General features: G+C 65.1%; 11 protein-coding genes. 10 read left to right on the forward strand and 1 reads right to left on the reverse strand.

Going from position 1 to position 12,615, the window contains the following annotated elements:
* Positions 1 to 3 precede the first annotated feature (3 nt).
* The 10 genes from pafA to ACQ3DC_RS08600 all read left to right on the forward strand — a co-directional run bounded on the left by pafA (position 4) and on the right by ACQ3DC_RS08600 (position 12,009).
* Positions 4 to 1,368, forward strand: coding sequence for a Pup--protein ligase (gene pafA / locus ACQ3DC_RS08555; RefSeq protein ID WP_323057151.1), 1,365 nt, complete (start codon positions 4 to 6; stop codon positions 1,366 to 1,368).
* 112 nt (positions 1,369 to 1,480) lie between these two features.
* Positions 1,481 to 2,407 carry an FKBP-type peptidyl-prolyl cis-trans isomerase gene (locus ACQ3DC_RS08560; RefSeq protein WP_323057150.1) on the forward strand — a complete coding sequence of 309 codons (927 nt, stop codon included), beginning with the start codon at positions 1,481 to 1,483 and terminating at the stop codon, positions 2,405 to 2,407.
* Between the two features lie 98 nt (positions 2,408 to 2,505).
* Complete coding sequence (locus ACQ3DC_RS08565) at positions 2,506 to 2,901, forward strand: FKBP-type peptidyl-prolyl cis-trans isomerase (RefSeq protein WP_104997974.1); 396 nt, start codon at positions 2,506 to 2,508, stop codon at positions 2,899 to 2,901.
* Positions 2,902 to 3,021: 120 nt separating this feature from the next.
* Positions 3,022 to 5,001: a helix-turn-helix transcriptional regulator gene (locus ACQ3DC_RS08570; protein ID WP_430751998.1), complete on the forward strand. Its 1,980-nt coding sequence runs from the start codon at positions 3,022 to 3,024 to the stop codon at positions 4,999 to 5,001.
* Positions 5,002 to 5,011: 10 nt separating this feature from the next.
* Positions 5,012 to 5,365: a hypothetical protein gene (locus tag ACQ3DC_RS08575; protein WP_430751999.1), complete on the forward strand. Its 354-nt coding sequence runs from the start codon at positions 5,012 to 5,014 to the stop codon at positions 5,363 to 5,365.
* 27 nt (positions 5,366 to 5,392) lie between these two features.
* Complete coding sequence (gene tatA, locus ACQ3DC_RS08580) at positions 5,393 to 5,665, forward strand: Sec-independent protein translocase subunit TatA (protein ID WP_045731378.1); 273 nt, start codon at positions 5,393 to 5,395, stop codon at positions 5,663 to 5,665.
* A 48-nt stretch (positions 5,666 to 5,713) separates the two neighbouring features.
* Positions 5,714 to 6,508, forward strand: a complete 795-nt coding sequence (tatC, locus tag ACQ3DC_RS08585) for a twin-arginine translocase subunit TatC (RefSeq protein ID WP_157242307.1) — start codon at positions 5,714 to 5,716, stop codon at positions 6,506 to 6,508.
* Positions 6,509 to 6,527: 19 nt separating this feature from the next.
* Positions 6,528 to 9,458: a DEAD/DEAH box helicase gene (locus ACQ3DC_RS08590; RefSeq protein WP_430752000.1), complete on the forward strand. Its 2,931-nt coding sequence runs from the start codon at positions 6,528 to 6,530 to the stop codon at positions 9,456 to 9,458.
* A gap of 54 nt (positions 9,459 to 9,512) precedes the next feature.
* Entirely contained in the window at positions 9,513 to 11,168 is a 1,656-nt protein-coding gene (locus ACQ3DC_RS08595) for an amidohydrolase (RefSeq protein WP_430752001.1), read from the forward strand.
* Positions 11,169 to 11,262: 94 nt separating this feature from the next.
* Positions 11,263 to 12,009, forward strand: a complete 747-nt coding sequence (locus ACQ3DC_RS08600; RefSeq protein WP_321213565.1) for a polyprenol monophosphomannose synthase — start codon at positions 11,263 to 11,265, stop codon at positions 12,007 to 12,009.
* A gap of 103 nt (positions 12,010 to 12,112) precedes the next feature.
* On the opposite strand, the gene ACQ3DC_RS08605 is transcribed toward ACQ3DC_RS08600, so the two are convergent.
* The gene (locus ACQ3DC_RS08605; protein ID WP_013600997.1) at positions 12,113 to 12,460 is read right to left on the reverse strand and encodes an RNA polymerase-binding protein RbpA; all 348 of its coding nucleotides are present in this window, start codon (positions 12,458 to 12,460) and stop codon (positions 12,113 to 12,115) included.
* Positions 12,461 to 12,615 lie beyond the last annotated feature (155 nt).

Below are 12,615 nucleotides of genomic sequence, written 5' to 3' on the forward strand. Positions count from 1 at the left end.
CAGATGGACAAGAGAATTTTCGGCATCGAAACCGAATTCGGCATCTCATATTCGAGCCCCGACTCGAGGCCTCTCGCTCCCGAGGAGGTGGCCCGGTACCTTTTCCGGAAAGTTGTCAGCTGGGGGCGCTCCTCCAACGTCTTCCTGACCAATGGCTCCCGGCTCTACCTTGACGTGGGGTCCCACCCGGAATATGCCACCGCCGAATGCGATGACTTGGCGCAGCTCATTGCCCATGACAGGGCCGGGGAACTGATCCTTGATGACCTCGTGGACGAGGCACAGGCCCGCCTTGCGGCCGAAGGGTTCAACGGAACGGTCTACCTGTTCAAGAACAACACTGACTCCGCCGGAAACTCCTACGGCAGCCACGAAAACTACCTCATTCCCCGCCGCGGCGAATTCTCGCGGCTGGCAGAAATCCTGATCCCGTTCCTGGTCACCCGCCAGCTGATCGCCGGTGCCGGCAAGATCCTCAAGACACCGCACGGGGCAACGTACGCCTTTTCGCAGCGGGCCGACCATATTTGGGAGGGCGTATCCTCCGCCACCACCAGGTCCCGCCCCATCATCAACACCCGCGACGAGCCGCATGCGGATGCGGAATTCTACCGGCGCCTCCATGTCATCGTGGGCGACTCAAACATGTCTGAAGCCACGGCCATGATGAAGATCGGCACCGTGGACCTCGTGCTGCGCATGATCGAGGCCGGGGTGATCATGCGGGACATGCGGATGGAAAACCCGATCCGCAGCATCCGTGAGATCTCCCACGACCTCAGCGGCCGCGCACTGGTCCGGCTGGCGAACGGACGCCAGCTGACGGCACTGGAAATCCAGCAGGAGTACCTGACGAAGGTCACGGCGTTCGTGAAAGAGCATGGCGCCCACAACCCCCACGTCCCCTTGATCCTGGACCTTTGGGAGCGCACGCTCAAGGCCATCGAAAGCGGCGACTTCCGCAGCATCGACACCGAAATCGACTGGGCCATCAAGAAGAAGCTCATGGACAACTACCGTGAACGCCACGGGCTGGGCCTGGACGCCCCGCGGATTGCCCAGCTGGATCTCACGTACCATGACATCTCGCGCAGCCGCGGTCTCTACTACCTGCTTCAGTCACGCGGGGCAGTCCGCCGCATCGTGGAAGATACGGTCATCAAGGACGCCGTTGACGTTCCGCCGCAGACAACCCGGGCAAAGCTGCGCGGGGATTTCGTGCGCCGCGCCCAGGAGCTGGGCAGGGACTACACGGTTGACTGGGTGCACCTCAAGCTGAATGACCGTGCGCACCAGACCATCCTGTGCAAGGATCCGTTCCGCAGCGTCGACGAGCGTGTGGATGCGCTCCTTGACTCTATGGGCTGACACCCAGCTTCAGGGGCTATTCTGGATAGGGCCCTTTATCCGGGCCCTGCGCGATGCCGGCCGTTGCCATGCGGAACATCGCATCCATCCTGCCCCGACGAAAGTTTTATACGTGCGCCGACTACTAGCAATCCTTCTTCCCGGCCTGCTGTTGCTGACCGCCTGCGGCGGTTCAACCGCAGAGCCGGAACCCACCAGCGTATCCGCCGGTGAGACTGCCAAGTTCGACTCCCTCAAACTGACCGACAACGGGGACAAGAAAGCCCCCGGTGTTGAATTCACCAAGCCGTTGGAAGTGGCAGAACCCACCATCAAGGTGGTCACCGAGGGCAGCGGCGAAACGGTTAAAGCCAACCAGGTCGCCAACATTTCCATCCTGGCCCTAAACGGTACCGACGGCACGACGCTCGAGGACACATTCCCGGGTGAACCGGAACCGCTTGAGCTGAACGAGGAGCTGAAGACCGGCAGCGAGGTCATCTACAACGCGTTCGTCGGATCGAAAGTAGGCTCCAGCCTGGCACTGGCTGTGCCCGGCCAGGCCGCGTCAGCCGGAGCCGAAGCCCAGCCCACCCAGCTGCTGGTCATCAAGGTGCTGTCCGCTGAGGATGTAGCGCCGGTCCTGGAAAAGCCCGAGGGCGAGACCGTGACCCCGCCGGCAGGATTGCCCACAGTCACCGAAAAAGACGGCATCCCCGAAATCAACGTCGAAGGCGTAGCCGCCCCCACGGCCCTGGTGTCGCAGGACCTCATCAAGGGCAAGGGCCCCACAGTCAAGGAATCCGACACCCTCACCGTCAACTACGTTGGCGTGACCCTCGTTGGCGGCACCAAGTTCGATTCGAGTTTCGACCGCGGCGAACCCGCAAGCTTCCCGCTCACCGGCGTCATCAAGGGCTGGACCCAGGGCCTTGCCGGCAAGACGGTTGGTTCCCGCGTCCTCCTGGTCATCCCCAAGGACCTTGCCTACGGCGACGCCGGACAGGGCGAGGCCAAGGGGGACCTCGTCTTCGTAGTGGACATCCTCGGGGCGAAGTAGCAACACTTACAGTCGGGCCGCTGCCCCACCGCGGCATCGATCAGCAGCACCACACGTGCGCAGCAGAACACGAGCAGCACAGACCTAAAGGAGTAACCATGTCATTTGGCCAGCGTGATTTCGACCGCCAGAAGCCCGAGATCGACTTCCCCGAGGGCGATGTTCCCACGGAACTGGTGATCACCGACCTCATTGAGGGCGACGGGCGGGAAGCCAAAGCGGGCGACACCGTATCCACCCACTACGTGGGCGTTGCCTGGTCAACAGGCGAAGAGTTCGACGCATCCTGGGGCCGCGGCGCACCGCTAGACTTCCGCGTGGGCGTCGGCCAGGTCATCCAGGGCTGGGACCAGGGCCTGCTCGGCATGAAGGTGGGCGGCCGCCGCCGCCTGGAGATCCCCTCCGAGCTGGCGTACGGCTCACGCGGCGCCGGCGGAGCCATCGCTCCGAACGAAGCCCTGATCTTCGTAGTGGACCTCGTAGGCGTGCGCTGACGGAGATCAGCCCCTCAACGGTATCCATCACCGCCAGGAGCGCGGCAGGCCCGGGACTTTGAACACCCGGGCCTGCCGCGCTTTCTGCGTTCCGGCGCGGACTTTAGTAACGTAGCCAGGGTGTCCGTATCCCGTACTGAACGTCTCCTCAACCTGCTCATCGCGCTCCTGAACACCCGGTATGGCCTGCGCCGCAGTGAGCTGCGGGAGAAGGTCTACCACGACCAGTCAGGAAACGACGTTGCCTTCGGGCGGATGTTCGAACGGGACAAAAACGACCTCCGCCAGTTCGGCTTCGATGTGGAAACACTGACGGACACGGGGTGGAGCGAGGACGACCCTGCAACCACCCGCTACCGGATCGGCAAGGAATCGAACCGCCTTCCTGATGTCCAGCTGGGGCCGGAGGAATGGACCGTACTCCTCCTGGCCTCGCAGTTGTGGGAACGCGCCGCCCTGGGCACGTCCGCCCAAAGCGCGCTCCGGAAGCTCAAGGCTTCCGGCCGGATGGCCGACGTCGGCCTGCCCGCCGGCGTCCAGCCACGGATCAAACCCGCCGGACAGGCCTTCGATGACCTGGTCGCCGCAATGCACTCCCGGCACCCCGTCACCTTCACGTACCTCGCGGGCACCACCGGCAAGGAGGAACTGCGGACAGTGGAACCATGGGGCCTGGGCAGCCGCTTTGGCCAGTGGTACCTGATGGGCCACGACCGGGTGCGGAATGCCACCCGGCACTTCCGGCTCTCCCGCATTACCAGTGCGGTGACAACCCTGGACAAAGAGCTCTTTACGCCGCCCGCGGACTTCAATGTACGGCAGGAACTGGCCCGCCTCCCGGAGCTTCCGCTGCGCCCTGCCATCGTGGACGTCAGGGAAGGACGCCTGCTGGCCCTGCGCCGGCGGAGCTCTGACGCAGGCAACGCGGCCGGGCGGCCGGCCGCCGGCTATGAGCGGTTGGCCCTGCAATTCAGGGACCCCGAGAGCCTGGCCGAGGAACTGGCCTCATACGGGCCGGATGCGCGCGCGGTGTCCCCCTCCGAGCTCGTCAAAGCCGTCCGCCGCAGGCTGCGTGCCGCTGCGGACTTCAGCGCGGCTCCTGTGCCCTCATACCGCTTCGGCGAGGCCCGTGCCCGGAGTGTCCGCAAACGCACTTCCGAGGACCAGCTCAAGCGGATGCTCCAACTGGTGCCCTTCCTGGTGCACAACCAGGGCCTGCACATCCAGGACGTCGCCGATCAGTTCGGCGTCAGCAGGAAGGAGCTGGAGGACGACCTGCAGATTCTGATCTGCTCCGGGCTGCCCGAGGGATATCCCGATGATCTTTTGGACATCCAGTGGGACGACGACCACGTGTACATCACCCAGGACCTGGACCTGACGAAACCGGTCCGTTTCACCGTGGAGGAGGCCTGCGCCCTCCTGACCGGGCTGGAGACGCTGAACGGGCTGCCGGAAGTAGCCGAGGGCGGCGCCCTGGAATCGGTGACGCTAAAACTCCTGGCAGCAGCCGGCGAAGAAGGGCTCAGGGCGGCCTCCCTTGCCGGGCCCGAAGTCGCACCCGCGGATGCCGCCACTCACGCCGCCGTGCGGCAGGCGATCGAGTCACGCTCACAGCTGCGCCTGGCGTACCTGTCGCCCCAGCGGGACGCCGTGTCCGAACGCGATGTGGACCCCCTCCGGCTCTACTCCCTGGACAACACCTGGTACTTCGAGGCCTACTGCCACCTGGTCCGCGGGCTGCGGAATTTCCGCCTGGACCGGGTCCAGGAGCTGCACCCGAACGGTGCTCCCGTTTCCGCCGACATCACGCCGGCCGAAGGGGCGCCTGCAAAGCTTTTCACCGCCAACGACGACGACACCACCGTCACCGTCCAGCTCACCCGGCAGGGGAGGGGACTGGCAGATGACTACTACGCGGAACGCACGGCGGAACTGCCCGACGGCGGCCTGGTGGCGGACATCCGCTTCAGCAACACCGCATGGTTGCCGATGTTCGTGGCCCAGCACGGGGGTGCTGCCCGTATTCTTGCCCCCGAGGAGCTGGCGGAAGCTGCCCGCACCTGGCTGGCGGCATCGCTGGCCATGTATGGCGACTAGACTTCTCAGCATGCCTTGGTGGTCCTGGATCCTGATATGGGTGGCGCTCGTTGCGCTCTCGCTGCTCTTCTATGTCCTGCTGGGCATCCGGTTGTTCCGCCAGTTCATTGCAACCGTCAAGGACCTGGGGGCGGCCGGTGAAAAACTGGGGCAGCTGGGCCCCATGGAAACATCCCCGGCCTCCACAGCGCCGGCGACGCCCCACCCGGGATCCGCGGTTTTTGCCTCGCCGACTGTCATGAGACATGATTACGAGGCATCCAAGTCGTCCCGACAGGAAGAACGCCGTCTTCGGCGGGTGCAGCGCAAGATCGACCGGGGCCAGCCGCAGGCACTCGGCGATCTGGACTTCACCTCGAAGTAAAATTGTATTGAAACGAAAGGATTTCCCGTGGGAAGACTCTTTGATGGCCCCTGGCCCATCGTAATTATCATCGTTGTTGCATTGCTCCTTTTTGCCGCGCCTAAACTTCCGGCCATGGCGCGCAGCCTTGGCCAGTCCATGCGGATCATCAAGTCCGAAGTCAAGGAAATGAAGAACGACGGCAAGACCGAATCCACTGACGCCTCAGGTCCGGTGGAAGGCACCATCGTCAACCACCCGAAGGCGAAGCCCGGTGAGCCGACAGACGGCACTGACGTTCCGCCGTCGAACCGCGCCTGACCCCCAGTGGCACTGTCGCGGGCCCGTAAAGCCAACCCCGAGGGGCGGATGGCTCTTTGGGACCACCTCAAAGAGCTCAAGAACCGGCTGATCAAGTCGGCGATCGGCGTCGTCATTGGCGGCATCGGGGGCTGGATACTTTACGATCCGTTGCTGAAGGCCCTGGCCGAGCCGGTCAACCGCATCTCCGAGCAGACCGGCGGGCTCTCGGCCATAAACTTCGGAAGCATTGCATCTCCGTTCGATTTCAAGCTGCAAATGTCACTCCTCATCGGCGTGGTCATTTCCAGCCCCATCTGGATCTACCAGCTCTGGGCGTTTATCACTCCCGGCCTGACTTCCAAGGAACGCCGGTACACGCTGGGGTACATGGCGGCGGCAGTCCCGTTGTTCCTGGCCGGTATCTGGGCCGGCTGGCTTGTTGTGCCGCAGGTGGTCCACGCGCTGACGCAGTTCACCCCGGAAGGGTCCTCCAGCGTCATCGATGCCCGCACATACATCGAGTTCGTGACCCGCATGGTGCTGGTCCTGGGCGTGGCTTTCCTGGTTCCCGTGGTGCTGGTGGGCATCAACATGGCGGGCATCATCTCCGGCAGTACCATCCTCAAGGCCTGGCGCATCACAGTGTTCCTCGTGTTCGTCCTCGCTGCCATTGCTGCTCCCGGAGCAGATGCCATCTCGATGTTCATGCTGGCCGGCCCACTGCTGGTGCTTTTCTTTGCCGCGATCGGCATCTGCCTGATGAACGACAAGCGCCGCGAACGCAGGACAGCCAAACGGGCAGCTGAAACCGAGGCCACAGCGGACATCGCCACCCCCGGCAGTGAGCTCAAGAACCTCTGAGCCCCGTTAGGCTTGGGGTATGTCCTCCAACACCGGGCCTTCTTCCATTGGACCGTTCCCTGCCGGGCCCACCGACACTGAAGAGCTCTCTCCTGCCGAGCGGTACCGTGCCAGCGCCGAGCGCAGGGCCGAAGCGGCGACATACCTCGGAGCCTTCGTCCGTACCCTGGACTTCGAACTGGACGACTTCCAGCGGCAGTCATGCCGCTCCCTCCAGGGGGGCAGGGGAGTGCTGGTGGCGGCCCCCACAGGCGCCGGCAAGACCATCGTCGGTGAATTCGCCATCTACCTGGCGCTTCAGCGGGGCCTGAAGGCGTTTTACACAACCCCCATCAAGGCTTTGAGCAACCAGAAGTTCACCGAACTTTCTGAAAAATACGGCGCCCGGAATGTTGGCCTCCTCACCGGCGACACCAGCATCAACGGTGACGCCCCCGTCGTCGTCATGACCACGGAAGTCCTGCGGAACATGCTGTACGCGGATTCGGCAACATTGGACGACCTCGGCTATGTGGTGATGGACGAGGTGCATTACCTGGCCGACAGGTTCCGGGGTGCCGTCTGGGAGGAAGTGATCATCCATCTCCCCAGCGAGGTGCAGGTGGTCTCACTCAGCGCCACCGTCTCGAACGCCGAGGAGTTCGGAGCCTGGCTGGACACCGTCCGCGGTGATACTGACATCATCGTCTCCGAGCACCGGCCGGTACCTCTCTGGCAGCACGTGATGGTTGGCCGCCAGATCATGGACTTGTTCGCCGGAGAAACCAGCTTCGACGAAATTGCGCCGCCGGTGGACCAGGGGGAGACGCAGCCGGTTTCGTCGAAGGACAGCGCAAAGGGCCGCGGCGTCGACGTCAATCCCGACCTCCTCAAGGTAGCGCGCAGCGAAATCCAGCAGAGTTTCCGCAGCCGCCAGGGCGGGCCCGGCGGACGCGGCCAGCGCGGGCGGCGCGGCAACGACCGTCCCGGCCGCGGCGACGAACGTGGCGTTCGCCCCGCCAGCCGCCCCCAGGTCATCGCAAGCCTGGACCGCATGGACCTGCTCCCTGCCATTACCTTCATTTTCTCAAGGGCCGGCTGTGACGCTGCCGTGGCACAGTGCGTCGGCTCCGGGCTGTGGCTCACCACGGAGAAAGAACAGCGGATCATCGCCCAGCGCGTTGACGAAGCCGGCCAGGACATCCCGCCGGACGACCTCGATATCCTGGGCTTCTGGACCTGGCGTGACGGACTGATCCGGGGCTTCGCCGCCCACCATGCCGGCATGCTGCCCACTTTCAAGGAAGTGGTGGAGAAACTCTTCGCCGACGGCCTGGTCAAAGCGGTTTTCGCCACGGAAACCCTGGCCCTGGGCGTCAACATGCCTGCCCGCTCCGTGGTGCTGGAAAAGCTGGATAAGTTCAACGGTGAAGCCCATGTGGACATCACCGCCGGTGAGTATACGCAGCTGACCGGCCGTGCGGGCCGCCGCGGCATCGACGTCGAAGGCCATGCAGTGGTGCTGTGGCAGCCCGGTACGGACCCGACGGCGGTCGCCGGCCTGGCGTCCCGGCGCACCTACCCCTTGAACTCGAGCTTCCGGCCCACGTACAACATGAGCATCAACCTCCTGGCCCAGTTCGGCCGGGCCCGGGCCCGCGAAATCCTTGAGTCCTCCTTTGCCCAGTTCCAGGCTGATCGTTCGGTGGTGGGGCTTGCCAGGCAGGTGCGCAGCCGGGAGGAATCGCTGGCCGGGTATGCCAAGTCGATGACCTGCCATTTGGGCGACTTTACCGAGTACGCGCGGCTGCGGAGGGAACTCTCCGACGCCGAAAACGCCGGTTCGCGTACCAAGTCCCGCGCCCGGAAATCACTCAGCGACGATTCCCTGGCCCGCCTGTTGCCGGGGGACGTGGTGGAGGTGCCCGGGGGCAGGGCGCCCGGCCCGGCCATTGTGCTCAGTTCGGACCACACCAGCCGCGAGCCGCGGCCTGCGGTCCTGACGCTGGACAACCAGTTGCGGAGAATCGGAACCGATGACCTGGAAGGCCCCATCGCGCCGGTGACGCGCATCCGCATTCCCAAGTCCTTCAATGCCAAGGTGCCCAAATCCCGCCGTGATCTCGCGTCCTCGGCCCGGAACGCGTTGCGGGAGAACCGGCCGCCCGCCCCGGGCAACACCCGCAACCACGATTTCGGCCTTGCCACGGCCCTGCCCAACCAGGAAAAGCGCATCGCCGACCTCCGCCGCGTCCTCCGGGCCCACCCGTGCCACGGCTGCAGCGAACGGGAGGACCACGCCCGCTGGTCCGAACGCTGGTGGAAGCTGCGGCGGGAAACCGACGGGCTGGTGCGCCAGATCCAGGGCCGGACCAACACGATCGCCAAGACCTTTGACCGTGTGTGCGACGTCCTGACCGCGTACGGGTATCTGGAGCCGGCTGCCGACGGCCGGCTGGGCATCAGTCCCGATGGCCAGCGGCTGCGGCGGATTTACGGGGAGAAGGACCTCCTCATTTCCCAGTCCCTGCGGCTGGGCGCGTTTGACGATCTGGATGCCGTGGAAGTTGCAGCACTGGCCAGTGTGCTGGTGTACCAGGCGAAAAGGGAGGACCGGGGGCTCCGGCCGCGGATGCCCAGTATTTCCCTTGAGACGTCGGTGGATATCGTCGTCCGCGAGTGGTCTGCCTTGGAGGACGTGGAAGAGGAGAACAAGCTTCCGCTGACCGGCGAACCCGAACTGGGGCTCGTCTGGCCGATCTACAAGTGGGCCCGTGGCCGCCACCTGCAGGACGTCCTGAGCGGCACGGACCTGGCAGCCGGTGACTTTGTCCGGTGGGTGAAGCAGGTTGTCGACCTCTTGGACCAGCTCGCAAAGATTCCCGGCCTGGAACCGCGCCTTGCCCGGCTCTGTGCCGAAGCCATCTCGCTGATCCGCCGCGGCGTCGTAGCCTATTCTTCCGTACTCTGACAAGCCTCGCCGGCCACCCACCGGCCCACACCAACTCCAGGAGCACTGCCCCGCATGTCCCAGCCTGAACCGCTGCCCGCTGCCCGAGCTAAGACTGTCCTCTACCGGAACGGGTCCGTCTACACCGCGGCAGACCCTTTTGCCACGGCCATGGTGGTTGACGGCGGCACGGTTGCCTGGGTGGGATCCGAACAGGCAGCCTCATCCATCGCTGACAGTTCAATGGAGATCATCGATCTCCGGGGCGCCCTCGTGGCGCCGGGCTTTGTGGACTCGCATATCCACCTGACTGAGACCGGCATCGCGCTGGACTCACTGCAGCTGGGCGGAATCCGTTCAGCCAAGGAACTGCTGGACGCCGTAGCCGGCGTCCCCGGCACAGGACCTGTGCTGGGCCACGGCTGGGATGAGACCACCTGGGCGGATGACACCCTGCCAACCGCCGAGGAACTGGAACGGGCGTCCGCCGGGCGGCACGTATACCTCTCGCGGGTGGACGTGCACTCCGCGCTGGTGTCCGGGTCCCTGGCCCACGCGGCGGGCGTCCGGGAGCTGGACGGGTTCGACGGCGGGGCGAGGGTCCGCCGGGCAGCGCACACGGCCGCCCGACAGGCTACCCGGCGGCTGCCGCACGACGAGTTGCGGCGCCACCAGGGCCGCGCATTGTCCGAAGCGGCGGCGAACGGCTACGTGGCCGTTGCGGAAATGGGCGCACCGCATATCGGCGGCGCAGAGGACCTGCGGCTTGCCGCCGGATGGAACGATGGCGGCCCTGAAAGCGCCTGCGTCCCTGAAGTCCTTCCCTACTGGGGGGAACTGGCGTCCTCCGAAGAACATGCCCGCAGCCTCCTGGACCAGTTTGGCTTTGGCGTGCGGGGGCTGGCCGGCGACCTCAACATCGACGGCTCCATCGGATCGCGGACGGCCGCCCTAAGGTCCGGGTACAGGGACGCGCCGGGCGAGCAGGGGAGCCTGTATCTGACTGTTGATGAAGCTGCAGCGCACCTTGCTGCATGCTCCCTTGCCGGAGTCCAAGGCGGATTCCATGTTATTGGGGACGCCGGGCTGGACACCGCGCTGGCCGCCCTCGAGCTGGCAGCACGTGAAGTGGGTGAGCAGCGGGTGCGTGCCGCAGGCCACCGCCTTGAACACGTGGAGATGGTGGACGCCGCCGCCGTCGAAACCCTGGCCCGGTACGCGGTTACAGTCAGCGCCCAGCCGGCGTTCGACGCTGCCTGGGGCGGCCCCGGAGGGCTGTACGAACAAAGGCTGGGGGAGCGGAGCCGGTCAATGAACCCCTTTGCCAGGCTCTTCGCGGCCGGGGTTCCGGTGTGCTTCGGCAGCGACAGCCCAGTGACGCCCCTGCGGCCCTGGTCCAGTGTCCGCGCCTGCCTGGAGCACCACAACCAGGATGAGCGGATTTCGGCCCGCGCAGCCTTCCTGGGCCACACCCGGGCAGGCTGGCGCGCCGCCAGATATTCCGACCCCATGGCGGGACAGCTCGTGCCCGGAGCTCCTGCCAGTTTCGCCGTCTGGGAGGTCGAGGAACTGATGGTCCAGGTGGCGGACGGCCGCGTCCAGTCCTGGAGCACCGACCCGAGGGCGCGGACACCGCTGCTGCCTGCCCTGGACACCGGCACTGATCCGGTGTGCCTGCAAACGGTCAGGAACGGCATCGAAATTTTCGCAAGTCCAGCGCTCCGGTCCTGACCCGGCTGCCGCCACCCTATAATTGGTAGTTGCGCCTGCTGCGACCCCGATTGCGGCCGGGCGCTCTGACCGTTTCCCCCAGGAAAGGCCCTCTGTGCGCGTCCTCACGATCATTCCCACCTACAACGAGCTGGAATCGCTGCCCAAGACCCTCCAGCGGCTTCGCGCGGCGGTTCCGGCGTCGGACGTGTTGGTGGTGGATGACAACAGCCCTGACGGCACCGGCCAGCTCGCGGACCGTTTCGCTGCCGAGGATTCCCAGGTGCACGTCCTGCACCGCAAGGGCAAGGAAGGCTTGGGCGCCGCGTACATTGCCGGCTTCCGGTGGGGTCTGGACGCCGGATATGACGTCCTGGTTGAAATGGACGCTGACGGTTCCCACCAGCCCGAGCAGCTTCCCCAGCTGCTGGAAGCCGTTGAACAGGGCGCCGACCTTGCCATGGGCTCCCGGTGGGTTCCCGGCGGCAGCGTCGTCAACTGGCCCCTCTACCGCCAGGCCATTTCCAGGGTGGGCAGCACCTATGCCCGCCTCATGCTGGGTCTGAAGATCAAGGACGTCACGGGCGGCTACCGCGCGTTCCGCAGGACCACGCTGGAAAAGCTCAACCTGGACCAGGTGGACTCGGTTGGCTACGGCTTCCAGGTGGACCTCGCGTTCCGGGTGGCCCGCATGGGGCTCCGGATTGAGGAACGGCCCATCACTTTTGTTGAGCGGGAACTCGGCGCCTCCAAGATGAGCGGCAACATCGTGCTCGAAGCCATGGTCAACGTCACCAAGTGGGGCCTGCAGGCCCGCTGGCACGCCCTGACCGGCAAGAAGACACCGGCGCGGCAGCCGTAGCCGCTGCAGCACAGCGCGTAGAAGCCGAATTAAACAAGGAAGGGGCTGTCCCTGCACAAAGTGCAGGGACAGCCCCTTTGGTTCAAGCCCCGGGCTGGATTCCTTAGGCGGAGCGCCGTTCTCCGCGGCGTTCGCGCAGGATGGTCAGCCGGTCTTCGAGGATCTGCTCAAGCTCGGGCAGCGAGCGGCGTTCCAGGAGCATGTCCCAGTGGGTACGGACAGCTTTGTCGTTGCTGGTGTCGGGCCGTTCGCCATCAACCAGGAGCGCTTCCTTGCCGGTTTTGGAAACCCACACCGGGGGGATTTCCGCCTCTGAGGAGAAGGTGACGAAGACCTGCTCGCCGTCCTCGCACCGGTACTCGACACGCTGGCGCGGAGCCGGCTCTACTCCGGACTCGGTCTCCATGCTCTGTGCACCAAGGCGCATGCCCCGCAGGCTGCGATCGCTCATGATTTCTCCCTCTGGTCGATTCGCGGTGTACAACACCGCGCCGGCCGACGGTAAACACGTACCATCGGACTACTGTGTGCTCTGTGCTGCATCTCTAGATTCAACGCATCGCGAAGCTTTGTTGTTCCAGCGGATCTGCTCCAGCCGGACAAATA

Origin of the sequence: Paenarthrobacter sp. NEAU-H11, assembly GCF_050573415.1 — a bacterium.
Lineage (GTDB): Bacteria > Actinomycetota > Actinomycetes > Actinomycetales > Micrococcaceae > Arthrobacter.